The sequence below is a fragment of the Streptomyces sp. NPDC059909 genome, assembly GCF_042730885.1.
Lineage (GTDB): Bacteria > Actinomycetota > Actinomycetes > Streptomycetales > Streptomycetaceae > Streptomyces.
In genome coordinates this window covers 1-24,345 of sequence record NZ_JBHWKX010000053.1, presented here as the reverse complement: position 1 = coordinate 24,345, position 24,345 = coordinate 1, and the positions used below count along the sequence as shown (strand labels likewise).

Genomic DNA, 24,345 nt, shown 5'->3' with positions numbered 1-24,345 from the left:
AGGCGCTGGGTAGGTGGTTTGTGGGGGGGGGGGGGGGGGGGGGTTGGGGGGGGGGGTGGGGGGGGGGGGGCGGTTGGGGGGGGGGTGGTTGGAGAGGGGGTGGTTTGGGGAGAACCACCGGCCGCCGACGGCGATGTCCGCCACGGTCACCAGCCCGGCCGTCAGCAGCCGGCTTCGCGCCATGGCTCGGCCGTCCGACGGGGAACAGCACGCTCAGTCACCGTGCCGGCCCATACGAGAGGCGCCGCCGATCACCCTGCAGTCGCAATGCCCGTGCCGACCGACCAAGACCCGCAACTCCTCTGACTCAACGCCTCACGCACATCGTTCGAGAACAAGGAAGCCCCCTGATGAACAGTTCCGCCCGCCTCCCGCACGCCCGCCACTACATCGACGGACACTGGGTCGACTCCGCCCAGCGCACCGAATCCCTGAACCCCGCCACCGGACAGGTCCTCGGGACGTTCGCCGACGGCGGCGCCGACGAGGCGAAGGCCGCCATCGCCGCCGCCCGGCGCGCCTTCGACACCACCGACTGGTCCCGGGACCGCAACGCACGGGCCAAGGCCCTGTTCGAGATGGCCGACCGTCTCGAAGCTCGCCGAGATGAGTTCATCACCCTGCTCGCCCGTGAGAACGGCAAGATCCTTGGTGAGGCGGCCTTCGAGATCGACCTCACGGTCCCGAAGCTGCGCTACTACGCCGCCCTCGCGCTGGCCGACCACGGCCGCGCGGCCGAGGTGCGGCCCGGCATGTACTCGATGACCCTGCACGAGGCGGCTGGAGTCGCCGGTGTCATCGCGCCCTGGAACTCCCCTGTCGTCCTGGCCGTGCGCTCTTTCGCCCCGGCGCTCGCCGCAGGCTGCACTGTCGCCATGAAGCTCCCAGGCCAGACCGGCCTGATCAACGGCCTGATCGCCGAACTCGTCGAGCAGACCACCAGCCTTCCGGCCGGGGTGATGAACGTCTTCACCGAGTCCGGCAACGACGGCGCCCCGCTGCTTGTCTCCTCCCCGGACGTCGACGTGCTCAGCTACACGGGCTCCACGATGGTCGGCCGGAAGATCATGGAGTCGGCCGCGGCCACTCTCAAGCCACTCTCCCTGGAGCTCGGGGGGAAGAACCCGATGCTCGTCTTCGACGACGCGGACCTGGACATCGCCGTTCCCGTCCTCGTCAAGGCCATCACCACCTTCACCGGCCAGTTCTGCATGGCGGGCAGCCGCATCCTGGCGCAGCGCGGCGTCGCGGATGAGCTCCGCCGACGGCTCGTGCCCGCCCTGGAGGCGGTCAAGGTCGGACCGGGAGACGACCCTTCCAGCGAGATGGGTGCGATGATCGATGAGCGCAACGCGGGGCGCGTCGAGCGCATGGTCGCGGACGCCGCCGACTACGCCGACATCATCGTCCGCGGCGAACGCAGCGGCGCCTTCCTGCGACCCTCCCTGGTCGAGGTCACCGACCTGAGCGCGCCGATCGTGCAGCAGGAGGCGTTCGGACCCGTCGCCACCTTCGAGGTCTTCGACACCGAGGAGCAGGCCGTCGAACGCGCCAACGCCACCGACTACGGCCTCGCCGCGTCGATCTGGACACGGGACGTGGACCGCCCGCTGCGGGTAGGTCGCGACATCAAGGCCGGCACCGTGTGGACCAACACCTGGGGCGTGGTCCACGACCAGTTCGAGGAGGGCGGCTTCAAGCAGTCCGGCACAGGCCGCCTGAACGGCCTGCGCGGCCTTGAGGAGTTCCAGGAGACCAAGCACTTCGTCCACCCGACCCCGCGCTCCTGATCCAGCGCGGGAGCAGACTCCCTGACCGACGACCCCCTCGCCGCGCGCTCGGTCCGCGTGGCCGACCGGCCGCGCGGACCGTTCAGACGCCATCTTGCTCACCGCGCGGGCCGTCGAGCCCGGTGATCCCTGGGCAACCGCGTGCTGGTCTTCGCGCAGGGCTGTGGCAGTACCGGCGTGCGGCGCCAGTCCACTGGCGGTGAGCTGGTCGAGCCAGTCCTATGGCTGCGCGGACATCCCGGTGTCGAGATCGCCTGCCGCGACGGCTCGCTCACCTGTCGGCAGGGCATCGCCGATGGCGCCCCAGAGGCCGTCCAGGTCAGCGACCGTTTCCACTTGTGGCAGGGCTTGTCCCGGCGCGTTCAGGAAATCGCTGCCACTCACCGCGGCCGCCTGCCGGAAGCTCTCCCTGCCCCGGGGCAACCGAGGCCGAACTCGCGAACGCCGCGGCGACGGAGCCCGACTGGCGGACACATCCGCCAGTTCGGCATGCTCGACGGCTCGTGTCGAAGGTGCGGGTAGTCACGGCGTCCGTGCCGAAGAGCGCGGCGTTCCCCGGCTGTGGCGGCGCTTCCGGGGTCCGTGGCGTCCCGGCCCGGTCGGCTGGTCTGGGCGGTCCCGGTGTTCTCGGCGAGATTGTCCCAGCGCATGGGCGCCTCCTCGGTAGCACTGACCACAGAATATGAGGGTCGCGCGGAAGGTGGTGGGCTCGGTGAGCAGGTGACCGCGGCGAAATCGAGCGGCTACTCGGCACGCAGAAGTGCGAACATCTCCACCGCGCCACCATCGGTGACGGCAACGCCTCGCCGTCGAACACTGCGATGAGTGTGTGGCCTTTGGTGGACCCGCTACTCGACCGGGAGGCCCTGACATGACCAGTAAGTTCACCGAGCTTGCGATCGACTGTGCCGATCCCCGCGGTCTCGCCCGGTTCTGGTGCGCGGTACTCGGCTACGAGGTGCAGGACGAGGACGACGGCCTTGTCACCATCGGCTCCCCTGCGGTGCCCGAGGGCAAGAACCGCCCCGGCCCGGTGCCGCCGGCGTTGACATTCGCGCGCGTGCCCGAGGGCAAGACCGTCAAGAACAGGCTCCACCTCGACGTCAACCCGACCGACAGGGAGCAGGACGAAGAGGTCCGTCGCCTGCTCGACCTGGGTGCTCGGCACGCCGACGTCGGCCAGGGCGACGAGAGCTGGGTCGTGCTCACCGACCCGGAGGGGAACGAGTTCTGCGTACTGGCGGGACGCTGCCCCTGATCGGAGACTTCTCGACTCATGGCACCTCAACCCTGATTTGGGCGGCCGCGCGGAAGGTGGTTGGCTGGGGGATCACCCCAAGAACCGAGTGCTGGAGGATGAGGCATGGCGCAGGTCGAGGCCACGACGGAGCGGATCATCGCGGCGGACGCGGAGACCGTGTTCGACACCCTGGCCGACTACAAGGACACCCGCGCGAAGCTCCTGCCCGGACACTTCAGCGAGTACCAGGTGCGCGAGGGCGGCGACGGTGAGGGCACCCTCGTCCACTGGAAGCTCCAGGCCGCCAGCAAGCGCATCCGCGACTGCCTGCTCGAGGTGACCGAACCGACCGACGGACAGCTCGTCGAGAAGGACCGCAACTCCTCCATGGTCACCACGTGGACGGTCACGCCGGCGGGCGAGGGCCGCTCCAAGGTCGTGGTCACCACCGTCTGGAACGGCGCCGGCGGCATCGGCGGCTTCTTCGAGCGGACCTTCGCCCCCAAGGGCCTCGCGCGGATCTACGACGAGCTGCTCGCCAAGCTCGCCGCCGAGGTGGAGAAGTAGTCCTCGCCGCACTTCCTCGGGGGTCGCTGCAACGGTCACCGTTTCGAGTGGTTTTCCCCGCGGCTCCGCCACGCGCCCGGCGCACAGGACGCCGCGGGAAAGCTCCTGATGAGCGCCCGTGATGCGCCCCTCGCACACCCGGTCCGCCCACGCCCCGCCCCGCTGTTCCCAGTAACGTCCGGCTTGCTCCGACTTCGCGTGTAATGCGAAGAATGACGCCGCGCAGCCGCGACGAGGGGAGCAGTACGTGGGCGGGATCACGCTGGTGAAGGACGGTCAGGCCGACGGGGCGGCGGCCGGACCCCGGGACCCCGCACCCGTCGGCGCGGACGCTGTCGGCAGCCCCCCGCCGCCGGCCGGCGTCCCGGCCGACGGGCCGGCCGCCCTCAGCCCCCGCCGCGTACGCCTGGTCTTCTTCGGCCTCATGCTCGCGCTGCTGCTCGCCGCGCTGGAGCAGATGATCGTCGCCACCGCCCTGCCGAAGATCGTCGGCGAACTCCAGGGCCTGGACCGGATGCCCTGGGCGATCACCGCCTATCTCCTCACCGCCACCATCGGCCTGCCGATCTACGGAAAGCTCGGCGATCTCTACGGCCGCAAGGGCGTCTTCCAGTTCGCCATCGTCGTCTTCGTCATCGGCTCCGCACTCGCCGGCTGGTCGCGCACGATGGACGAGCTCATCGCCTTCCGCGCCATCCAGGGCATCGGCGCGGGCGGCCTCATGATCGGCGTACAGGCGATCATTGCCGACATCGTCCCAGCCAGGGAGCGCGGCCGCTTCATGGGTCTGATCGGCGCCGCGTTCGGACTGGCGTCGGTCGCGGGCCCGCTGCTGGGCGGCTTCTTCACCGACCAGGTCTCGTGGCGCTGGTGCTTCTACTTCAACGTGCCGTTCGGCCTCATCACGCTCGCCGTCGTCACCGCCGTCCTCAAACTGCCGAGGCCGGCCGGGCGGGCGCGCTTCGACGTCCTCGGCGCGTTCTTCCTCACCGCCGCCTCGACCTGTCTGGTCCTGCTGACCAGTTGGGGCGGCACGGAGTACGCGTGGGACTCGCGCGTCATCCTCGGACTCGCCGCGGGCGCCGCCGGAACCACCCTGCTCTTCCTGGTCGTCGAGCACTACGCGCCCGAACCGGTCATCCCCCTGCGGCTGTTCCGCGACTCGGTCTTCAACGTCACGAGCCTGGTCGGGGCCGTCGTCGGCGTCGCCCTCTTCGGCGCCGCCAGCTATCTGCCCACCTTCCTGCAGATGGTCGACGGCGCCAGCGCCACCGAGTCGGGGCTGCTCATGCTCCCCATGATGGGCGGCATCGTGGCCGCCTCGATCGTCTCCGGGCAGCTCATCAGCCGCACCGGCACCTACAAGGTGTACCCGGTGCTCGGCACCGCCGTCTCGGCCGTCGGCATGTGGCTGCTGTCGCGGCTGGAGGCCGACACCACGCGGCTCGAGTACTCCGTCTGGCAGGCGATCCTCGGCGTCGGCATCGGCCTCGTGATGCCCGTCCTCATCCTGGCCGTGCAGAACGCGGTGCCGCCCGCCGACCTCGGCACCGCCACCAGCGCCAACAACTACTTCCGGCAGATCGGCGGCAGCGTCGGCGCCGCCGTCTTCGGCACCCTCTTCGCCGACCGCCTCACCCACGCACTCGCCGACCGGCTCCCGGCCGGCGCCGGACTGCCCGCCCCCGAATCCATCACCCCCCAGCTCGTCCATGCCATGCCGCCCGCACTGCGCGACGGCTACATCCAGGCGTACGCGGACGCGATGCCGCGGATCTTCCTCCACCTCGTGCCGGTGCTCGTCCTCGGCCTCGTCCTCGCCTTCTTCCTCAAGGAGAAACCGCTGGTGTCCCACAACGCCCCCACCGCCGAGCCCACGTCCGTACCGCACGCCAGGACCGAGCACCGGGGCCCCGCCCCCGCTCCGGCCTACATCGCCGGAGTGCCCGTCTGCGGCACCGTCCAGCACCACGACGGCACCATCGTTCCGCGCGCCGCCCTCACTCTCATCGATGTGCAAGGGCAGCAGGTCGGGCGCGGCGCGAGCGGCGAGGACGGGCGGTACGCGCTCAGCGTCCCCGGCTCCGGCTCGTACGTCCTCATCGCCGCGGCCGGCGGCCACCAGCCGCAGGCCGTGTCGGTCACCGTGGGCGAACGGCCCGTCGATCTCGATGTCGTCCTCGGCGGCGCCGGACGGCTCGCCGGCAGTGTCGTGACCGCCGACGGCAGCCCGGTGCGCGACGCCGCCGTGACCCTCACCGGCGTACGCGGCGAGGTCGTCGCCAGTACGCGCAGCGGACGCGAGGGCGGCTATGTGATCTCCGAGCTGGTGGCGGGGGAGTACACGCTCGCCGCGAGCGCCCCCGCCTTCCGCCCCGCCGCGCTCCCGGTGAGCGTCCAGGCGTCGCGCGAGACCCGGCAGGACATCGAACTCGCGGGCGGCGCCGTGCTGCGCGGCACCGTGCGGGCCGGGGGCGGACGGCCCGTCGAGGACGCGCGCGTGACCCTGCTCGACGCGGCCGGCAACGTCGTCGACACCCTCACCACGGGACCCGACGGCACCTTCCGCTTCGTCGACCTGTCCTCGGGCGAGTACACGGTCATCGCGGCAGGTTACCCGCCGGTCGCCACCGTGCTGCAGGTCGCGGGCGGGGGGCGTACGGAACGCGATCTCCAGCTGGGTCACCAGGACTGACCTTCTGTCAGCGAAACCGCCCGCTCCGGTTTTCCGTGCGCGGGCGCACGACCGATTCCGCCGATGCCCGGCGCATCGCGGGCGCGGAGGCCTACCGTGGGGTGGGCAGCCGCACAGCCCGGGCGGCAGGGGAAGGAGCCTCCCACCCATGGACAGTGGCGTTCCGCCGCAGGTGCCACGGCAGTACGTCGCGGCCGGCCGGATTCCGCTCGCCGTGGTCGTCGTCGACGGCGACGGACTGGTGTCCCACTGGTCGACCGGCGCACGGCGGCTGTTCGGACAGCCGAAGGAGGACGCCGTCGGCCGCCCCGCCGGCGAACTGCTCCCGGTCACCGGCGCGCTCGCGGAGGACGGTCCCTGCGAGTCGGAGGACGGCCCCTACGAGTCGTACGAGAACTACGGCGGCCTCGGCCCCGGGCTCGACGCCTCGATCAACGGCCTGACGTCCTTCCCCGCGGCCGGGCGCGCTCGCCTCACCGGCGGCGGTACGGACCGGGTCGACGTGGTCTGGTGGGCGTACCCGCTGGTCGGGCCCGGACGCGAGCGGCTGCTGGTGCTCGCCGCGGACGCCGCGCAGTTCGACCCCGGCGAGGGCACGCCGGCCCCCGACGCGAGCGTCGAACGCATCGCGCCCGGCTTCGCGCTGCACACCGAGTTCCCCGGCTCCGACGAACTCGCGCGCCGGTTCCCTGAGATCCTGCCGAGCATGAGCGTCCAGGAGTCCACCCGGATCGTGGGCCAGGTCCTCGAACTGGGCTATCCCGTCCTCGAATTCAGCCACCACGACCGGGTGCCGGTCACCCCCGACTGGGGCGTGCCGAAGCGCGCCGAGCGCAGGGAGCGCCGGCAGGCCGCGCGGGAGGCGGCGGCCGCGGGCCGTGCCATGGAGTTCGACGCGGCCGATCTCGAGGAGGACCTCGAATACGCCGCCGTGCGCGAGCGCCTCGAGTTCCTCAACGAGGTGAGCGGCCGCATCGGTTCCTCGCTCGACCTCTCCCGTACGATCCAGGAGGTCAGCGCGGCCGTCGTCCCACGGTTCACGGACGTCGCGGGCACCTATCTGCGCGAGCAGGTCATCGCGGGCGAGGGTTTCCCCGACGGGCCGCCGGACGCGACCACCCTGTGGCACCGCGTCGCCGTCGAGCACGTCGACGAGCCCGGCCGCTGGGACGACGTCGTACCGGTCGGCGAATCCATGCCGTTCCCCGAGCACACGCCGTTCTTCCAGTGCATGACCACCGGTGAGCCGGTCCTGGTGCCGCGCATCAGCGAGCAGATGGGCACGGCCATCGCCTCCCAGTTCGAGAAGCGGGACATCCGGCCGCTCATCAACGGGCGGTCGATGCTGGTCGTCCCCCTCAAGGCGCGCAACGTCGTGCTGGGCTTCATGATCCTGCTGCGCCACCCGGAGCGCGCCCTGTTCAACGACATGGACCGGGTGACGGGCGCGGAACTCGCGGCCCGCGCGGGACTCGTCCTCGACAACGCGCGGATGTACACGTACCAGGAGAACGTCGCCGAGACCCTGCAGGACTCGATGCTGCCGCAGATCACCCCGCGCATGGCGGGCTGCGACACGGCGACCCGCTATCTGCCCGGCACCCTTCTCGGCCGGGTCGGCGGTGACTGGTTCGACTCCATCAAACTGCCCGGCTCGCGCACCGCCCTCGTCGTCGGGGACGTGATGGGCCACGGTCTCAACTCGGCCGCGATGATGGGCCAGTTGCGCACGGCCGTCCAGACCATGGCCGCGCTCGACCTGCCGCCGGACCAGCTCCTGCGCAACCTCGACGACCTGGCCCAGCGGCTCGGGGAGCACTACCTGGCGACCTGTCTGTACGCCGTGTACGACCCGATCGCCGGCGAGCTGCAGCTGGCGAACGCCGGCCATGTCCCGCCGGTCGTGGTGCGCGCGGCGGACGGGCGCAGCGAGCTGATCGATCTGCCGACCGGGGCGCCGATCGGGGTCGGCGGAGTCCCCTTCGAGACCGTGCGGGTCGCCGTCGAGCCCGGTGACCGGCTCGTCATGTGCACCGACGGACTCGTCGAGGTGCGCGGCGAGGACATCGGCGTCGGGCTCGCGACCCTCTGCGAATCGGCCGCGCACCCGGCGGCCTCGATGGACGACGCCTGCGACACCATCATCCGGTCCCTCAACACGCGCGGCGGCCGCAAGGACGACGTCGCCCTGCTCATGGCCCGGCTGAACGGCATAGCGGCCGAGGACGTCGCCCGGTGGCAGCTCGCGCCGGAGCCGAGTGAGGTGCGCCGCGCCCGTCGGCTCGTACGCGAACAGCTGGCGGCCTGGGCGCTGGACGAGCCCGCCGACACCATGGAACTGCTCGTGAGCGAGCTCGTCACCAATGCGGTGCGGCATGCCGCGGGCGACACCGGCGGCGGCCCGATCGAGCTGCGGCTCGTACGGACCGAGGCGCTGCTCTGCGAGGTCGCGGACGCCGGCCACGTGCTGCCCACGCTGCTCAGCGCCGGTCCCGGCGACGAGTCGGGGCGCGGGCTGCGCGTCGTCAGCAGTCTGGCGCGGGAGTGGGGCACGAGCCGGTCGGGCGGCGGCAAGTCGGTGTGGTGCGAACTGCCGTTGCCACGCACGAGGTCGAACGCCAGGTGAAGGAACGCGCCGGGTTCTTGCCGACGTAACCTCGGGGCGATAGACCGATCATGATGCGGCATCAGATGCCGGTGCCGCGCCTTTTCGCCCTGGGGAGCAGGTCATGAGCGTGACGAGTCGGTACAGGAACGCCTGGGAGGGCTTCTGGCGGGAGGCGCCCGACGAGCCGGGCGGGGTCTTCTGGGACGCCGAGCCGTCCGTCACCGCGGCCGTCCACCTCACCCTCCTCGAGCCGCACCTGGCAGCGCCCGGGCTGCCACTGCTGGACCTCGGCTGCGGCAACGGCACCCAGACGCGCTACCTCGCGGAGCGCTTCCCCCAGGTGCTCGGCCTGGACCTCGCGCAGGCGGCGGTCGACCACGCCCGGCAGCAGGACAAAGACGGCGAGGGGCGCTACCGCGCGATCGACGCGGTGGACGCGGCCGCGGTGGAACAGCTGCACATGGAGCTCGGCGACGCCAACGTCTACATGCGGGGCGTGCTGCACCAATGCGAGCCCCAGGACCGTGAAGTGCTCGCCCGGTCCATCGCCACGCTCGTGGGAGACGGCGGGCGGGCCTTCGTGGTCGAGCTCGCGGAGGCGGCCGGGCGCGTCCTCATGGGCCTCGCCCAGGGCCCGTCCGGCCCCCCGGCGAAGCTCCAGCCGGTCTTCCGCCACGGCATCGCGCCGGGCGCGGTCGCCGACGCCCAGATGCCCGCGTACTTCCGTGCCGCCGGACTCGACGTGCTGGCCACCGGCGAACTGCCGCTCGCCACCACCGAGTGCACCGCGGACGGCTCACGCCTCGAACTGCCCTCCACCTGGCTGGTCGTGGGCCGGAGCGTGTGACAGTGAGGCGCGGTGCACGCGGACGACCGTGCGCGTGCACCGTTGCCGTCCTGACGTCCGGCCGAACCACAGCTGCCGTGACTGCTCTTCCTCGACCTCCCAGGGAAGCGCTGCTTTGACGGTGGTTCAGCTCAGCTGCGTCGACGGCCCGTTCTCATCATGCGGCACCGGTCGGCCCGTGAAGGCGTCCAGGAGGACACGGTCGCCGAGCGGCCGGTCCAGTTTCACCGCCACCTCCTTTTCGCGCAGCTCGCTGGTACAGGGACCGGCTTTCGTCCCGACGACAGATGCGGACAGCACCACGCTGCCGCCCGTCTCCAGCACGTCCACGGCGGGGCCTTCGTCGCAGGCTCCGTGGGTGGCCACCACCGTGAAGGACCGGCCGTCCCCGGCTGCCCCGACCAGCCGGCCGAGCGGCGCCAGCTCGTCGGTGGGCACCTCCGCGGCCGGCTCGATCGGCGGCTGGGGGACCTGCGCGGGGCCGAGGGCAACCCGCTTGAGCGGGGTGTCGTAGCCCTCCAGGGTGAACAGCCAGGCCGGGACGGTCGCCGGACCTCGGTTGGTGGCCAGGGTCATCCTGCCCAGCTTTGCCCCGGTCACGGTCAGGTGCGGTCCGTCGTTGCCGCCGCGGGCCACGGACTCGAACGCCTCCCGTGCCCCCATCAGCGGCAGCGTGAGCGAGCCTCCGCTCTCCCACTTCACCTGCCCGTCCTTCTGCGGGGTGGCGGGCAGCTCGCCGCGCAGGACGAGGTTCTGGGCCTCATAGGCGCGCTTGTCGGCTCCGTCGCGGAAGGCGTTCTCGGGCAGCTGGACCGCCTCCCCCATCAGGTAGTAGCCCTTGGCCCACACCTCGGCCGCCTTGGAGCCGTCCCACGCGTCAGCGACCTCGCGGGCGCGGGCCTGCGACTCCGGTGCTCGGTCGGTGCCGCGGACCTGCGTGCCGCGGCCGCCGGCCCTCTCGCTGCCGCAGCCGGTGACGGCACCGGTCCCGACGGCGAGCACGGCGAGTACGACGAGCAGTTGGACGGTGCGTGCGGTGTGCGTGCGCATGGGTCCCCCCTGGGACTGGCGGTGATGAGCGGAGGCTGCGAGGTGAGGGGTGGCGGCGTACCGCCACTGTGACGCACCGACCCCGGGCCCGGTTCCTCGGAGCCACAGCTCGCATCCGACCGGGGACGGGCGATCGGCGACCGCCGACCGCCGACCGATGTCACGCCCCGTGCGTACGGCCGGGAACCTGCGGTAGGAATGGTGCATGATGAAGATCCTCATCAGCGCTGACATGGAGGGCGCCACGGGCGTCACCTGGCCCGCCGACGTGCTGCCCGGCACCCCCCAGTGGGAGCGCTGCCGGTCCATGTTCACCTCCGATGTGAACGCGGCCGTGCTCGGCTTCTTCGACGGCGGCGCCGATGAGGTGCTCATCAACGAAGCGCACTGGACCATGCGCAATCTCCTGCTGGAACAGCTGGACGACCGCGCCCAGATGCTCACGGGACGGCACAAGTCGCTGTCCATGGTGGAGGGCGTGCAGCACGGAGACGTGGACGGCATCGCCTTCGTCGGCTATCACACGGGCGCGGGTGCCGAGGGCGTGCTCGCGCACACGTACCTCGCGAACTCCATCACCGGCGTCTGGCTCAACGGCGAGCGGGCGAGCGAGGGCCTGCTCAACGCCCATGTGGTCGCGGAGTACGGGGTCCCGGTCATCCTGGTCACCGGAGACGATCTGACCTGCGAGGACGCCCTCGGCTACGCGCCCGGGGCCCGCAAGGTCGCGGTCAAGGACCATGTCTCGCGCTACGCGGCGGTGTGCCGCACCCCGGCCCGTACCGCCGTCGAGATCCGCGCCGCCGCCAAGGAGGCCACGGAGCTCGCCGTCCGCCACGAGCCGGTGCGAGGCGGACCGTTCACCGTGGAGTTGGAGTTCGACGCCGAACACCTCGCCGCGGCGGCGACGGTCGTGCCGGGCGCCGCCCGGAGCGGTGAGCGGCGCGTCGCCTACACGAGCGCGACGATGTATGAGGCAATTCGCACCTTCAAGGCGGTCACGACGATCGTCTCTGCCGCGGTGGAGGAGCAGTATGGCTGACGTGACACGTACCGAACATCCGGGCATCGACGACACCGCCCTCGACGAAGTCGTGACCATCACCTCCGAGCTGATCCGGATCGACACCACCAACCGCGGCGGCGGTGACTGCCGCGAGCGGCCTGCCGCCGAGTACGTCGCCGAGCGGCTCGCCGGAGCCGGCCTGGAGCCGCTCCTCCTGGAGCGCACCCCGGGCCGTACGAACGTGGTGGCCAGGATCGAGGGCACCGATCCCTCCGCGGACGCCCTCCTCGTCCACGGCCATCTCGACGTGGTCCCCGCCGAGCCCGCCGACTGGACCGTCCACCCCTTCTCGGGCGAGATCCGCGACGGTGTCGTCTGGGGCCGCGGGGCGGTCGACATGAAGAACATGGACGCGATGGTCCTCGCGGTCGTACGGGCCTGGCGCCGCGCCGGGATCAGACCCCGCCGGGACATCGTCATCGCGTACACGGCGGACGAGGAGGCCAGCGCGATCGACGGCGCCGACTTCCTCGCAAGCCGGCACCCGGAGCTGTTCGAGGGCTGCACCGAAGGCATCAGCGAGTCCGGGGCCTTCACTTTCCATGCCGGGCCCGGCATGGCGCTGTATCCCATCGGGGCGGGGGAGCGCGGGACCGCCTGGCTCGAGCTCACCGCCCACGGCAGGGCGGGCCACGGCTCCAAGGTCAACCGGGCCAACGCCGTGACCCGGCTGGCCGAGGCCGTCGCCAGGATCGGCGCACACGAGTGGCCGGTGCGGCTCACCCCGACCGTGCGCGCCTCCCTCGTCGAGCTGGCCGCGCTGCACGGCATCGCCGCCGATCCCGACGCGCCCGGGTTCGACGTGGACGCGCTGATGGAGAAGCTCGGCCGGGCGGCCCTGCTGGTCGAGCCCGTCGTGCGCAACAGCACCAACCCGACCATGCTGGACGCCGGTTACAAGGTGAACGTCATCCCCGGGCACGCCACCGCTTTCGTCGACGGGCGGATGCTGCCCGGCGGCGAGGACGAGTTCCGCGACACCCTCGACCGGCTCACCGGACCGGACGTCGACTGGGACTTCCACCACCGCGAGATCGCCCTGGAGGCGCCCGTCGACTCCCCGACGTTCGCCAAACTCCGCGCGGCCGTCGAGCGGTTCGACCCCAACGGCCATGTCGTCCCGTTCTGCATGTCCGGCGGCACCGACGCCAAGCAGTTCTCCCGGCTCGGCATCACCGGCTACGGCTTCTCACCGCTCAAGCTGCCCGAGGGCTTCGACTACGGCGCCATGTTCCACGGCGTCGACGAACGCGTCCCCGTCGAGGCGCTGCACTTCGGCGTCCGGGTACTCGACCACTATCTGACGTCCGCATAGGGGGAATGGGCAATGGTACCCACGGGGGCCTACGGGACCTGGCCGTCGCCGATCGATGCCGCGCTCGCCGCCTCGCACGACGGACGTCCGGAGTACGTGGGCACGATCGGCGACGAGGTGTGGTGGACCGCCCCCCGCCCCGCCGAGGGCGGCAGGCGCGCCCTGATGCGGCGGCGGGCCGGCGGCGCCGAGGAATCGGTGCTGCCCGCCCCGTGGAACGTACGCAGCCGGGTCGTCGAGTACGGCGGCCGCCCCTGGGCCGGGGTGACGCGGGCCGGTGCCGGCCCGCTCGTCGTCTTCGTGCACCACCCCGACCAGCGGCTGTACGCGTACGAGCCGGACGGCGGCGGTGAACCCCGTCCGCTCACCCCGGTGTCCCGCGTCGGCGGCGGGCTGCGCTGGGTCGATCCGGTCATCCACCCGGACCGGGGTGAAGTCTGGTGCGTGCTGGAGGAGTTCATCGGCCCGGCCGCCACCGATGTGCGTCGGGTGATCGCGGCGGTGCCGCTGGACGGTTCGGCGGCCGAGGACCGCGGCGCCGTACGGGAGCTCACCGACGGCCGGCACCGCTTCGTCACGGGGCCCCGGCTGTCCCCCGACGGCCGGCACGCCGCATGGCTCACCTGGGACCATCCGCGTATGCCGTGGGACGGCACGACCGTGATGCTCGGCGAGGTGGCCGAGGACGGACCCTTCCGTGCCGTGCGGGAGGTCGCCGGGGGCACCGACGAGTCGGTACCCCAGGTCGACTGGGCCGCGGACGGCTCGCTGCTGTACGTCTCCGACCGCAGCAACTGGTGGGAGCTGCAGCGCATCCGGCCCGAGGGCCTCGAACACCCCGGCGACCCGGAAGACGGTGATGCGCACGCCACGGGCCTCTGCACGGGACGCGGCGAGGAGTTCGGCGGGCCGCTGTGGAAGATCGGCCTCACATGGTTCCAGCCACTGGAGAACGGGCTGATCGCCGTCATCCACGGCAAGGGCGCCACCGCGCTCGGCATACTCGACCCGGAGTCCGGCGAGCTCGTCGACGCCGCAGGCCCCTGGACCGAGTGGGCGTCGACACTCGCGGCGCACGGCACCCGGGTCGTCGGAGTCGCGGCGAGCCCGCGCAGCGGTTACGAGATCGTGGAGCTCGACACCCGCACGGGCAGGACCCGCGTCATCGGCTCGGCCCACGACGACCCGGTCGACCCCGCCTACTACCCCGAGCCGCAGATCCGCACCTTCACCGGGCCCGACAACCGCGAGATCCACGCACACGTCTACCCGCCCCACAACCCGGACCGCATCGCGCCCGGCGACGAACTGCCGCCCTACGTGGTGTGGGCCCACGGCGGCCCCACCGGACACGCCCCGCTCGTCCTCGACCTGGAGATCGCCTACTTCACCTCGCGCGGCATCGGCGTCGCCGAGGTCAACTACGGCGGCTCGACCGGCTACGGCCGGGAGTACCGCAACCGGCTGCGCGAGCAGTGGGGCGTCGTCGACGTCGAGGACTGCGCGGCCGTCGCCCAGGCCCTGGCCGCCGAAGGCACCGCCGATCCGCAGCGCCTCGCGATCCGGGGCGGCAGCGCCGGCGGATGGACCGCCGCCGCGTCCCTCACCAGCACCGACGTCTACGCCTGCGGCACGATCATCTACCCCATCCTCGATCTCATGGGCTGGGCCACCGACGAGACCCACGACTTCGAGTCCCAGTACCTGGAGTCGCTGATCGGGCCGCTCGCCGAGGTCCCCGCCCGCTACCGGGAGCGCTCGCCGATCGAGCACGTGGACCGGGTCACCGCCCCGTTCCTGCTGCTCCAGGGCCTGGACGACCCGATCTGCCCGCCCGCGCAGAGCGAGCGCTTCCTGGACCGGACGGCGGGCCGCGGTATCCCCCACGCCTACATCGGCTTCGAGGGGGAGAGCCACGGCTTCCGCCGCGCGGCCACCCTGGTCCGCGCCCTGGAGGCCGAACTGTCCCTGTACGTGCAGACCTTCGGCATCACCCGTACCGACGTCCCCGTACTGGAACTCAAGAAGTGACCCGCACGAAGTGAACCGGGAGCCCGAGACCGTGACCCTCACGCCCCTGACCCGCCCCGCCCGACTGCGCCCGGGCGCCAGGGTCGCCGTCGTCGCCCCCAGCGGACCCGTCCCGGCGGAGCGGCTCGAGGCGGGTCTGGACATCCTGCGCGGCTGGGAGCTGGAGCCGGTCGTGATGCCCCACGTCCTCGACGAGCACCCGCGGCTCGGCCATCTCGCCGGAGAGGACGCGGACCGCGCCCGGGATCTCCAGGAGGCGTGGTGCGACCCCTCGGTCTCCGCCGTGCTGTGCGCCCGCGGGGGCTACGGCGCCCAGCGCATGGTCGACCTCGTCGACTGGGCGGCGATACGCGCGGCGGGGCCGAAGGTCTTCGTCGGCTACAGCGATGTGACCGCGCTCCACGAGGCCTTCGCCGTACGGACCGGACTGTCGACGCTGCACGGCCCGATGCCCGCCGCGGTGACCTTCCTCAAGGATCCGCGCACCCAGGAGTCGCTGCGCGCCACGCTCTTCGAACCCGAGTCCGTCCGCACCCTCGGACTGGAGACGGCCGGGCCCCTCGTGCCCGGCCGCGCCCGCGGCATCACCCTGGGCGGCTGTGTCAGCATCCTCGCCGCCGACCTGGGCACCCCGCACGCCCGGCCCTCCGCCCGGGGCGGGCTGCTGCTCATCGAGGACGTCGGCGAGGAGCCGTACCGCCTGGACCGGATCCTCACCCAGCTGCTGCGCTCCGGATGGCTCGACGGGGTCGCCGGCGTGGCCCTCGGCTCCTGGGCGGAGTGCGGTCCGTACGAGGAGATCCGGGCGGTGCTCCTGGACCGGCTCGGCGGGCTCGGTGTGCCTGTCGTCGAGGAGCTGGGCTTCGGGCACGGCCCGACGACACTGACGATGCCGCTGGGAGTTCCCGTGGTGCTGGACGCGGACGCGGGAACGCTGACACTCGACGAGCCCGCGCTGCGCTGAACGTCCCTGCGGATGCGGCGACTCCTTCACTGAATCTGCGTCAATAACCCCCCGGCATGGTCGTTGACGCGGGCCTGACACGTGTCACAGCATGAGGGCGGTCCACTACTTACCGGTCGGTAAGTACCCCTCAATGTGGAGGTGCTCGTGTCCCGTGCCGTGCCCGGAACCACCACGTCGCTCGCCCTCGCTCTCGGCGCGGCCCTCGCCGCACCGCTCGCCGTTGCCGCCCCCGCCGAAGCCGCCACACCGCCCACGACCGGCCACTTCACCGTCACACCACTGAAGTTCACGGTCGACACGGGTGGCCGCAGCTGCACGGTCGACGCCGACCTCTACCGCCCGGACGGCGTCGACAGCGCCCACCGGGCACCGGCCGTCCTCACCACCAACGGCTTCGGCGGCAGCAAGGCGGACGGCTCGACCGACGCCACCGCCAGGGCCTTCGCCGCCCGCGGCTACGTCGTCCTCGCCTACTCGGGCCTCGGCTTCGGCAGGTCCGGCTGTCCGATCTCGCTCGACGCCCCGGCCGTCGACGGACGCGCCGCATCCCGCCTCATCGACTTCCTCGCCGGCACGCGTGCCGCCGACGACGGCAGCACCGCCGACTTCGCCGCGTTGGACAGCCAGGGCGACCCGCGCGTCGGCATGATCGGGGGCTCCTACGGCGGGGCGATCCAGCTGGCGACGGCCGCGGTCGACCGGCGCGTGGACGCGCTCGTCCCCCTGATCACCTGGAACGATCTCGCGTACTCCCTGGACCCCAACAGCATTCCCGGCACGCATACGCCGGGAGTCTTCAAATGGCAGTGGACGAACGGCTTCTACCTCATGGGCGAGGGCCAGCCCCTGCTCGCTCCCGGCCTCGATCCTTCGCGCATCGGCACCGTCGGCTGCCTCCACTTCGTCGCGGAGGCCTGCGAGACGGTGCGGCTCCTCGACTCGGGCCGCTACCCGGCCGCGCGGACCGAGGCCATGCAGACGTTCGCGCGCAGCGTGTCCCCGGCCTCGTACCTGCACCGGGTGAAGGCGCCCACCCTGCTGATCCAGGGACAGGCCGACAGCCTCTTCAACCTCAACGAGGCGCAGGCCAGTTACGAGCAGCTCAAGGCCCAGGGCACCGAGACCAAGATGATCTGGCAGTCCTGGGGCCACAGCGGAGGCATCACCGACCCGGCAGCGGGGGAGCTCAACCTCGGCGAGGGCAATCTGGAGACCAGTTACGTCGGCCGGCGCATCCTCGCCTGGTTCGACCGCCACCTCCACCGCGACAGGACCGCCGACACCGGTCCGGCGTTCGCGTACTACCGCGACTGGCGCAGTGGCTACGGGACCGCGGCCGCCGTGCCGTCCCTGTCCCAGAAGCTCTACCTCTCCGGGGACGGCAAGCTCGTCGACAACCGCGCCAAGGTCGCCCGCGGCGCGCGCGAGTACCGCAACCGGCTGCTGCCGACGAGCCATTCCGAGTCCTCGCTCGCCGGAATCGCCGGCCTGCCCGACCCGAAGCCGTACGACGTCAAGGGCACGTACCTGGGCTGGCTGAGCGAGCCGCTGACGGCGCCGGTCGAGGTCGTCGGCTCCCCGAAGGCCACCCTCAAGGTCGTCTCGCCGAGGACCGAGCAGACGCAGAACTCCGGGGACGCCGCCGACAAGCTGGTGCTCTTCGCCAAGGTGTACGACGTCGCGCCCGACGGAACGAGGACGCTCGTGCAGCGGCTGGTCGCGCCGGTGCGGGTGCCCGATGCGACCAGGCCGTTCACGGTGAGGCTTCCCGGCATCGTGCACCGCTACGAGACCGGCCACCGGCTGGAGTTCGTGATCGCCGGCAGCGACACCGCGTACTACGGCAATCGCGGTGTCAAGCCGGTGACGGTCACCAGCGCCCCCGAGGACACCGGCGTACTCGAACTCCCCGTCGTCAGAGGCTCGGGCAGCCGGCGCTGAGCGCGGCGTAACCGGGCCGGACGGCCTCGTCGACGATGCGGCGGCGCTCCGGGAGCGGCAGGAAGGCCGACTCCACGGCGGCGGCCGTGAACCGTTCGAAGACCTCGGGGCCGTAACCGAAGGCGTCCACCATGTGCTGGAACTCGCGGCTCATGGTGGTGCCCGAGACCAGCCGGTTGTCGGTGTTGAGGGTGACCCGGAAGCCGAGGCGCCGCAGCAGGTCGATCGGGTGCGTCGCGTAGTCCTTCGCGGCGCCGGTCTGGAGGTTGGACGTCGGGCAGACCTCCAGCGCGATGCGGTTGTCGCGGACGTACGCGGCGAGGCGGCCGAGCGTCGCCGTGCCGTCGTCGTGGACCTGGATGTCGTCGGTGATGCGCACCCCGTGCCCGATCCGCTCGGCGCCGCAGACCTGGACCGCCTCGTGGATGGACTCGGCGCCGACCGCCTCGCCCGCGTGGATCGTGAAGTGGCAGTTGTGCCGCTTCAGGTGCTGGAAGGCGGGGAGGTGGTTGGCGGGCGGGTTGCCGATCTCGCCGCCCGCGATGTCGAAGCCCGCCACCCCGCGGTCCCGGTGCGCGACCGTGAGCTCGGCTATCTCCAGGGAGCGCTGCGTGTGCCGCATGCCCGTGAGCAGTGCGCGCACCGTGATCCGCCCGCCCGCGCGGCGCTCGCCCTCGCGGAAGCCCTCGTTGACGGCGTCCACGACCTCGTCGAGCGTGAGCCCCTGCTCCTGGTGCTGCTCGGGGGCGTAGCGCACCTCGGCGTACACCACCCCGTCCGCCGCCAGGTCCTCGGCGCACTCGGCGGCGACGCGGAAGAGCGCCTCGCGGGTCTGCATCACCGCGCAGGTGTGGGCGAAGGTCTCCAGGTACCGCTCCAGCGATCCGGAATCCGCGGCGTCGCGGAACCAGACGGCGAGCGCGTCCGGGTCCTCGGTGGGCAGGCCGTCGTAGCCGCACTCCCGTGCCAGCTCGATGATCGTGCCGGGACGCAGACCACCGTCCAGGTGGTCGTGCAGGACGGCCTTGGGGGCGCGGCGGATCCAGTCCGCGACGGGGGCGGGAGAGGAGGCAGGGGCGGAGCCGAGGTCGGTCGCGGAGTTGTCAGACAAGTGCATGCAGCGGGAGTGTACGGCACGGGTGGCGCCACCGCCGTGACGGGGAGCACGGCCGCCTGCGCGGGGCCGACCCGGCCCGTCCGGCGTTCGAGGACGGACATTGCGGGCCACCTGCCGGTGCGGGGTGCGCATCGAGCCCGTCCGGCGTTCGGGGACGGCACCCGGGCCGACGCGGCGGTACCGGGCACACCCGGGGCCCGGGGCGCAGTCCCGCTCCGGGAAGGCCGCGCCGTACGCGGCAGCCGGGTACCCGTGGGGGGCGTCAGTTGGACTGGAGCACCGGCAGCGCCGGCGCCCCCGTCGGCAGCATGTGCTTGGCCGCCAGGACCGGCACGTCCCCGACCCGTACGACCTGCGTGATCAGTACCGCGGGCGTGTCCGCGGGCCGCTCCAGCTGCGCCCCACGCCGTCGCCCGAGCACCGTCGCGGTCACCCCGGAATGCGCCGTGAGCGCCACCCCGCGAGACGCCGCCGCCAGCACCGCCAGCATCGAGGTCCGGTCGGCGCGACCCGCCTCGCGCAGTGCGTGCGCGAACGCCGGATGCGCCCGTTCCAGTACGTCGTCGGCCGCCGCCCACTCCTGGCTGAGCGCCGCCGCGGCGTCCCCGTACAGCAGGGACTCCCAGAACCGCAGCTCCGCCCGGGCGGGCGCGAGCAGATGCTGGGTGGTGAAGTCGGTCGGCTCCTCGACGGCCCGCCGCAGGGCCCGCACCCGCAGCGGCGTGCCTGCGCCCGCCGACAGCAGCTCCTCCAGCGGCTGGATGTGCTCGAAGCCGCGCCGGGGAGGCCGGTCGTTCACGGTCCTGCCGACGCCCCGGCGCACGGTGAGCAGCCCGTCCTCCTGGAGCAGCAGCAGGGCCTCGCGCAGTGCGGGCCTGCTGACCCCGAGCTCGGCCGCGAGGCGCGGCTCGGACGGCAGGGTGGAGCCCGGAGGATAGGTGCCGTCGTGGATGGCGTCCGCGATCCGCTCGTACAGGACGACGACCGGCCTGCGCCGAGGTCCGCTCGCCGGTCCGCTGACTGCCATGGCCTCTCCCCGGCTCACTTGTCTGCTCACGTGCCCTGTTCACTCATGGGGCTTCACTCATGCGGCTACGCCGTTGTCCCTGGCCCTCTCACCTTGCTCACGGTAGTTCACGCGTTCACGCGTTCACGCGTTCACGACCAGAAGGTCGGGCAACGACTTGTCCCAGCTTGTCTGACAAGCAGGAGGGGACAGCAACGGAGCCAGGGCCGGTGGCCCGGCAGGGCAGGGCGGCTAGCCTGGCATCATGCCCGCTCACCCCGCCGACCCCACCCCTCACCCTCAAGCCCCTGGTCTGCTCGCCGAGGGACCCCGCGTAGGCATACGACACTTCCGTCCCGGCGACGCCGACGAGTTCACCACGCTCGCCCGTGCGAGCCGGCAGCTGCACCGGCCCTGGCTCTTCCCGCCCGAGACGGCCGCCGCGTACTCCGCGTACGCGCACAAGCTCATCGACGATCCGACCAAGGCCGGCTTCCTGGTCTGCGACCGTGACGACGGCAGGATCGCCGGGTTCATCAACATCAACAACATCGTCCACGGCGGCTTCCTCAGCGGAGCCCTCGGCTACGGTGCCTTCGCGCACGCCGCGGGCCGCGGCCTGATGAGCGAGGGCCTGGGCCTGGTCGTCCGGTACGCCTTCGGCCCGCTCGGCCTGCACCGACTCGAGGCCAACATCCAGCCCGGCAACGCCGCGTCCATCGCCCTCGTCCGCGGTCTCGGCTTCCGGCTGGAGGGATTCTCCCCCGACTTCCTCTTCATCGACGGCGCCTGGCGCGACCACGAACGGTGGGCGATCACCTGCGAGATGACGCTCCGGACGGACCCCCGAACCGATTGAGGATCCGGTGCACGGTGGGCGAGGATGAACCGCATGCCGAACATCGTGGTCATCGACGCTCCCTCCAACCTCGGCCTGCGCCCGCCCGCCCCCGGCACCGTGCCCGGCTGTCACAAACTCGCCGGAGCCCTGCGGGAACAGCGCATCGTCCAGCGCCTCGGGGCCTTCGAGGGTGGAGTCGTCGTTCCGCCGCGCTACGACCGGGGCGACTGGAAGGAGGGCGACGGGGTCTTCAACGCCGCCGCGATCGCCGCGTACACGCCGAAGCTCGCCGACCGCATCGAGCATCACGTACGCGCAGGGGACTTCCCGCTCGTCCTCGGCGGCGACTGTTCGATCCAGCTCGGGGCCTCGCTCGCGCTGCGCCGCATGGGCCGTTACGGACTCGTCGCAGTCGACGCGTCGGCCGACTTCCGGCACCCCGGGAACTCCGACCGGGTCGGCGCCGCGGGCGGTGAGGAGCTCGCCCTCGCGACGGGCCGCGGCCAGGCCGACCTCACCGACCTCGAAGGGCTGCGCCCGTACCTGCGCGACGAGGACGTCCGGATCTTCGGCATGCGGGACGCAGACACGGACCGCGAGGAGCTCGCCGCGCTGAAGATCCCCCATGTGACGGTCGGGGAGCTCAGGGAGTGGGGCGCCGCCGACCTCGCCGCCGCCGTCCTACAGAGCCTGGAAGCGCCCGTCCTGGACGGCTTCTGGGTGCATCTCGACGCCGACGTACTCGATCCGTCCGTGATGCCCGCCGTCGACAGTCCCGACCCGGACGGGCTGCTGCCGGAGGAACTCCTGCCGCTGCTGCGGACGTTGGTGCGGTCCGGGCACTGCGTCGGCCTCAACGTCACCATCTACGATCCCGACCTCGACCCGGACGGCACCGCGGGCGCCCTTCTCGCGGACCTCGTGGTCGCGGCCTTTGCCGAAGAGTGACCTGCTGAGCCCCTGGTCGGGGCGGCGTCCACCGTGTTCCATGGTCATCGCGCGCACCATGCGATCGAAGTGGGATCGACGTGCGAACGTGCGAAAGTGCGATCGAGAATCGAGGTTGCCGTGGCCACGACCGTGCGACGTGCCGTACTGACCCTGCCTGGGGCCCCGTTGGGGCCCGAGAACCCGCTGCCGGCCCTCCGCCCCCTCGACGAGCTCCACGCGCTCGACGAGCGGGCCAAGGAGGGCCTGCCGCGGGACATGGCCCGTCAGATCGGCTACGAACCGCTGCGCACCGTCCTGCCCACACGACTGCGCGACGGCTACGGGCGCGAGCGCGCCGGGACGGACCTCGACACGATCGTGATCGAGAACGACCGGCTGCGGGTCACCGTCCTGCCGGGGCTCGGCGGGCGGGTACATTCCCTGCACCACAGGCCCACCGGTCGCGAACTCGTCTACGTCAACCCGGTGTTCCAGCCCGCCGCCTTCGCCCTCAACGGCGCCTGGTTCTCCGGCGGCATCGAGTGGAACATCGGCGCCACCGGCCACACCACGCTCTCCTGCGCACCGCTGCACGCCGCCGTGGTCCCCGCCCCCGACGGCGGCGAGATGGTCCGGCTGTGGGAGTGGGAGCGGCTGCGCGATCTGCCGTTCCAGGTCGACCTCTGGCTGCCGGACGGCTCGGACTTCCTCTACGTCGGGGTCCGGATCCGCAACCCGCACGAGCGGCCCGCACCCGTCTACTGGTGGTCCAACATCGCCGTGCCGGAGGGCGAACGGACCCGGGTCGTCGCCCCGGCCGACGAGGCCTGGCACTTCGGCTACGAACGCGCGCTGCGGCGGGTCGCGGTGCCCGGACACGAAGGCGTCGACCGCACGTACCCGCTGCGCAGCGAGTACCCCGCCGACTACTTCTACGACGTGCCGCGCGAGGCCCGTAGATGGATCGCCTCCCTCGGCGAGGACGGGCACGGTCTCGTCCAGACCTCCACCGACCTGCTGCGCGGCCGCAAACTCTTCCTCTGGGGCGCGGGGCGCGGTGGACGGCGCTGGCAGGAGTGGCTGACCGAACCCGGCACGCCCGGATACGCCGAGATCCAGGCCGGGCTCGCCCGCACCCAGCTGGAGCACGTACGGCTCGACGCGGAGGAGGAGTTCAGCTGGCTGGAGGCGTACGGACCGCTGTCCGCCGACCCGGCGGCGGTGCACGGCGACGACTGGGCGGCGGCCCGCTCCGAGACCGCCGCACGGCTGGAGGCGGCCCTGCCCCGCGCGGACGTCGACGCCGCGTACGAGGCGTGGCAGCGGTGCGCGGACACCGAGCCTGGCGAGATCCTGACCACCGGTTCGGGATGGGGCGCCCTCGAAGTACTGCGCGCCGGGTACAAGTTGCCGGGCACGCCGTTCCCCGAGGCCACGCTCGGTGAGGAGCAGGCGCCCTGGCTGGAGCTCCTGCGCACCGGCGTCCTGCCCGCACCGCGCCGCGTCACCCCGCCGGGGCCCACCCTGGTCGCCCCGCACTGGCGCGACATGCTGGAGACAGCCCCCGCCGAACCTCTCACCGAGTACCACCTCGGTGTCGCCCAGTGGCACGCGGGCGACTTCGCCCAGGCCGTACGGAGCTGGGAGCGCGGCCTCCAACTCGCCCCGTCGCGCTGGCCGTTGCTGCGCTGCCTCGCCGTCGCCGACCGCACGGGCGGCCATGTCGAGCGTGCCGCCGAGCGGTACGCGGAGGCCTTCGACGACCTGTGCGCGGAGCGCCGCGACGACGGCGAGGCCTGGACGGCGGCGACGGAGGCGCTGGCCCGCGAGACCATCGAGGCCCTCCTGGCCGCCCGCCGCCCCGCGGCCGCCCGCGGGGTGCTGACCCGCCTGTGGCCCGGCATTCGCAACCGCGGCCGCTTCCGCTTGCTGGAGGCCCGCCTCCTCCTCGCGGAGGGCGACCGCGACGCCGCCCGGGCGATCTTCGACGAGGGTTTCGAGGTGGCGGACCTGCACGAGGGCACGGAGATCCTCGGCGAGGTGTGGTCGGCGCTCACGGACGAGCCGCTCCCGGCACAGTACGACCACCGGATGCGCCCGGTACGTACCTGAGGCTCCCCGGCGCGGGCGGCACGTCGCGGCGGGGTGCCGCGCCGCTACACGTCGGCGCCGCGCCCGTGCGACCATCGAGGGCATGAAGGCCCCCACCCTCACGGAGCCCCGATCGCCGTGGGTCGTGTTCACCTGATTTCTCCCAGGAGGCCCCGTCCTTCAGGGCGGGGAGGAATGGGTCCTTGGCGCGGAGCCGCGAAGCGGCGGAGTTCCCTGCATATC

The 24,345-nt window shown here is 72.2% G+C and carries 18 protein-coding genes; 14 read left to right on the top strand and 4 right to left on the bottom strand.

Features of this window, described 5'->3' with window-relative positions:
* Positions 1 to 350: 350 nt before the first annotated feature.
* The gene (locus ACFV9O_RS28755; RefSeq protein WP_385422801.1) at positions 351 to 1,790 is read left to right on the top strand and encodes an aldehyde dehydrogenase family protein; all 1,440 of its coding nucleotides are present in this window, start codon (positions 351 to 353) and stop codon (positions 1,788 to 1,790) included.
* Between the two features lie 219 nt (positions 1,791 to 2,009).
* Here ACFV9O_RS28755 and ACFV9O_RS28750 read toward each other — a convergent pair whose 3' ends face one another.
* Positions 2,010 to 2,174 carry a hypothetical protein gene (locus tag ACFV9O_RS28750; RefSeq protein WP_385422799.1) on the bottom strand — a complete coding sequence of 55 codons (165 nt, stop codon included), beginning with the start codon at positions 2,172 to 2,174 and terminating at the stop codon, positions 2,010 to 2,012.
* 487 nt (positions 2,175 to 2,661) lie between these two features.
* Between ACFV9O_RS28750 and ACFV9O_RS28745 the strand changes: the two genes are divergently transcribed.
* From ACFV9O_RS28745 to ACFV9O_RS28725, 5 genes are all read left to right on the top strand, one after another.
* Positions 2,662 to 3,048 (top strand): VOC family protein, encoded by a 387-nt coding sequence (locus ACFV9O_RS28745; RefSeq protein ID WP_385422797.1) that lies wholly within the window; start codon positions 2,662 to 2,664, stop codon positions 3,046 to 3,048.
* Between the two features lie 105 nt (positions 3,049 to 3,153).
* Positions 3,154 to 3,597, top strand: coding sequence for an SRPBCC family protein (locus ACFV9O_RS28740; RefSeq protein WP_385422795.1), 444 nt, complete (start codon positions 3,154 to 3,156; stop codon positions 3,595 to 3,597).
* Positions 3,598 to 3,844: 247 nt separating this feature from the next.
* Positions 3,845 to 6,292, top strand: a complete 2,448-nt coding sequence (locus ACFV9O_RS28735; protein WP_385422793.1) for an MFS transporter — start codon at positions 3,845 to 3,847, stop codon at positions 6,290 to 6,292.
* 148 nt (positions 6,293 to 6,440) lie between these two features.
* Positions 6,441 to 8,918: a SpoIIE family protein phosphatase gene (locus tag ACFV9O_RS28730; protein ID WP_385422791.1), complete on the top strand. Its 2,478-nt coding sequence runs from the start codon at positions 6,441 to 6,443 to the stop codon at positions 8,916 to 8,918.
* A 103-nt stretch (positions 8,919 to 9,021) separates the two neighbouring features.
* Complete coding sequence (locus tag ACFV9O_RS28725; RefSeq protein ID WP_385422789.1) at positions 9,022 to 9,747, top strand: class I SAM-dependent methyltransferase; 726 nt, start codon at positions 9,022 to 9,024, stop codon at positions 9,745 to 9,747.
* A 126-nt stretch (positions 9,748 to 9,873) separates the two neighbouring features.
* Here ACFV9O_RS28725 and ACFV9O_RS28720 read toward each other — a convergent pair whose 3' ends face one another.
* Positions 9,874 to 10,797, bottom strand: coding sequence for a hypothetical protein (locus ACFV9O_RS28720; RefSeq protein WP_385422787.1), 924 nt, complete (start codon positions 10,795 to 10,797; stop codon positions 9,874 to 9,876).
* Between the two features lie 208 nt (positions 10,798 to 11,005).
* Here ACFV9O_RS28720 and ACFV9O_RS28715 point away from each other — a divergent pair, with 208 nt between their 5' ends.
* The 5 genes from ACFV9O_RS28715 (at position 11,006) to ACFV9O_RS28695 (ending at position 18,117) form a co-directional block, all read left to right on the top strand.
* The gene (locus tag ACFV9O_RS28715; protein WP_385422857.1) at positions 11,006 to 11,839 is read left to right on the top strand and encodes a M55 family metallopeptidase; all 834 of its coding nucleotides are present in this window, start codon (positions 11,006 to 11,008) and stop codon (positions 11,837 to 11,839) included.
* Between the two features lies 1 nt (position 11,840).
* Positions 11,841 to 13,178, top strand: coding sequence for a M20/M25/M40 family metallo-hydrolase (locus tag ACFV9O_RS28710; RefSeq protein WP_385422785.1), 1,338 nt, complete (start codon positions 11,841 to 11,843; stop codon positions 13,176 to 13,178).
* 12 nt (positions 13,179 to 13,190) lie between these two features.
* On the top strand, positions 13,191 to 15,209 hold the full coding sequence (locus ACFV9O_RS28705; protein WP_385422783.1) for a prolyl oligopeptidase family serine peptidase: 2,019 nt from the start codon (positions 13,191 to 13,193) through the stop codon (positions 15,207 to 15,209).
* 31 nt (positions 15,210 to 15,240) lie between these two features.
* Positions 15,241 to 16,173, top strand: coding sequence for an LD-carboxypeptidase (locus tag ACFV9O_RS28700; protein WP_385422781.1), 933 nt, complete (start codon positions 15,241 to 15,243; stop codon positions 16,171 to 16,173).
* Between the two features lie 135 nt (positions 16,174 to 16,308).
* Complete coding sequence (locus tag ACFV9O_RS28695) at positions 16,309 to 18,117, top strand: CocE/NonD family hydrolase (protein ID WP_385422779.1); 1,809 nt, start codon at positions 16,309 to 16,311, stop codon at positions 18,115 to 18,117.
* Here the strand turns inward: ACFV9O_RS28695 and ACFV9O_RS28690 are convergent.
* Positions 18,092 to 19,234 carry an adenosine deaminase gene (locus ACFV9O_RS28690; protein ID WP_385422777.1) on the bottom strand — a complete coding sequence of 381 codons (1,143 nt, stop codon included), beginning with the start codon at positions 19,232 to 19,234 and terminating at the stop codon, positions 18,092 to 18,094. The two genes, ACFV9O_RS28695 and ACFV9O_RS28690, sit on opposite strands and share 26 nt — an antisense overlap.
* 262 nt (positions 19,235 to 19,496) lie before the next feature.
* The gene (locus ACFV9O_RS28685; RefSeq protein WP_385422774.1) at positions 19,497 to 20,261 is read right to left on the bottom strand and encodes a GntR family transcriptional regulator; all 765 of its coding nucleotides are present in this window, start codon (positions 20,259 to 20,261) and stop codon (positions 19,497 to 19,499) included.
* Between the two features lie 244 nt (positions 20,262 to 20,505).
* On the opposite strand from ACFV9O_RS28685, the gene ACFV9O_RS28680 reads away from it, so the two are divergent.
* The 3 genes from ACFV9O_RS28680 (at position 20,506) to ACFV9O_RS28670 (ending at position 24,123) form a co-directional block, all read left to right on the top strand.
* Positions 20,506 to 21,099, top strand: a complete 594-nt coding sequence (locus ACFV9O_RS28680) for a GNAT family N-acetyltransferase (RefSeq protein ID WP_385422772.1) — start codon at positions 20,506 to 20,508, stop codon at positions 21,097 to 21,099.
* A 33-nt stretch (positions 21,100 to 21,132) separates the two neighbouring features.
* Positions 21,133 to 22,029, top strand: a complete 897-nt coding sequence (locus ACFV9O_RS28675; protein WP_385422770.1) for an arginase family protein — start codon at positions 21,133 to 21,135, stop codon at positions 22,027 to 22,029.
* 120 nt (positions 22,030 to 22,149) lie between these two features.
* On the top strand, positions 22,150 to 24,123 hold the full coding sequence (locus ACFV9O_RS28670; protein ID WP_385422768.1) for a DUF5107 domain-containing protein: 1,974 nt from the start codon (positions 22,150 to 22,152) through the stop codon (positions 24,121 to 24,123).
* Positions 24,124 to 24,345: the final 222 nt, after the last annotated feature.

Excerpts from the sequence above, each read along its gene's own strand:
- ACFV9O_RS28755 (WP_385422801.1), top strand. The coding sequence starts at position 351 with ATGAACAGTTCCGCCCGCCTCCCGCACGCCCGCCACTACATCGACGGA.
- ACFV9O_RS28745 (WP_385422797.1), top strand. The coding sequence starts at position 2,662 with ATGACCAGTAAGTTCACCGAGCTTGCGATCGACTGTGCCGATCCCCGC.
- ACFV9O_RS28740 (WP_385422795.1), top strand. The coding sequence starts at position 3,154 with ATGGCGCAGGTCGAGGCCACGACGGAGCGGATCATCGCGGCGGACGCG.
- ACFV9O_RS28730 (WP_385422791.1), top strand. The coding sequence starts at position 6,441 with ATGGACAGTGGCGTTCCGCCGCAGGTGCCACGGCAGTACGTCGCGGCC.
- ACFV9O_RS28725 (WP_385422789.1), top strand. The coding sequence starts at position 9,022 with ATGAGCGTGACGAGTCGGTACAGGAACGCCTGGGAGGGCTTCTGGCGG.
- ACFV9O_RS28720 (WP_385422787.1), bottom strand. The coding sequence starts at position 10,797 with ATGCGCACGCACACCGCACGCACCGTCCAACTGCTCGTCGTACTCGCC.
- ACFV9O_RS28715 (WP_385422857.1), top strand. The coding sequence starts at position 11,006 with ATGAAGATCCTCATCAGCGCTGACATGGAGGGCGCCACGGGCGTCACC.
- ACFV9O_RS28705 (WP_385422783.1), top strand. The coding sequence starts at position 13,191 with ATGGTACCCACGGGGGCCTACGGGACCTGGCCGTCGCCGATCGATGCC.
- ACFV9O_RS28690 (WP_385422777.1), bottom strand. The coding sequence starts at position 19,234 with ATGCACTTGTCTGACAACTCCGCGACCGACCTCGGCTCCGCCCCTGCC.
- ACFV9O_RS28685 (WP_385422774.1), bottom strand. The coding sequence starts at position 20,261 with ATGGCAGTCAGCGGACCGGCGAGCGGACCTCGGCGCAGGCCGGTCGTC.
- ACFV9O_RS28680 (WP_385422772.1), top strand. The coding sequence starts at position 20,506 with ATGCCCGCTCACCCCGCCGACCCCACCCCTCACCCTCAAGCCCCTGGT.
- ACFV9O_RS28675 (WP_385422770.1), top strand. The coding sequence starts at position 21,133 with ATGCCGAACATCGTGGTCATCGACGCTCCCTCCAACCTCGGCCTGCGC.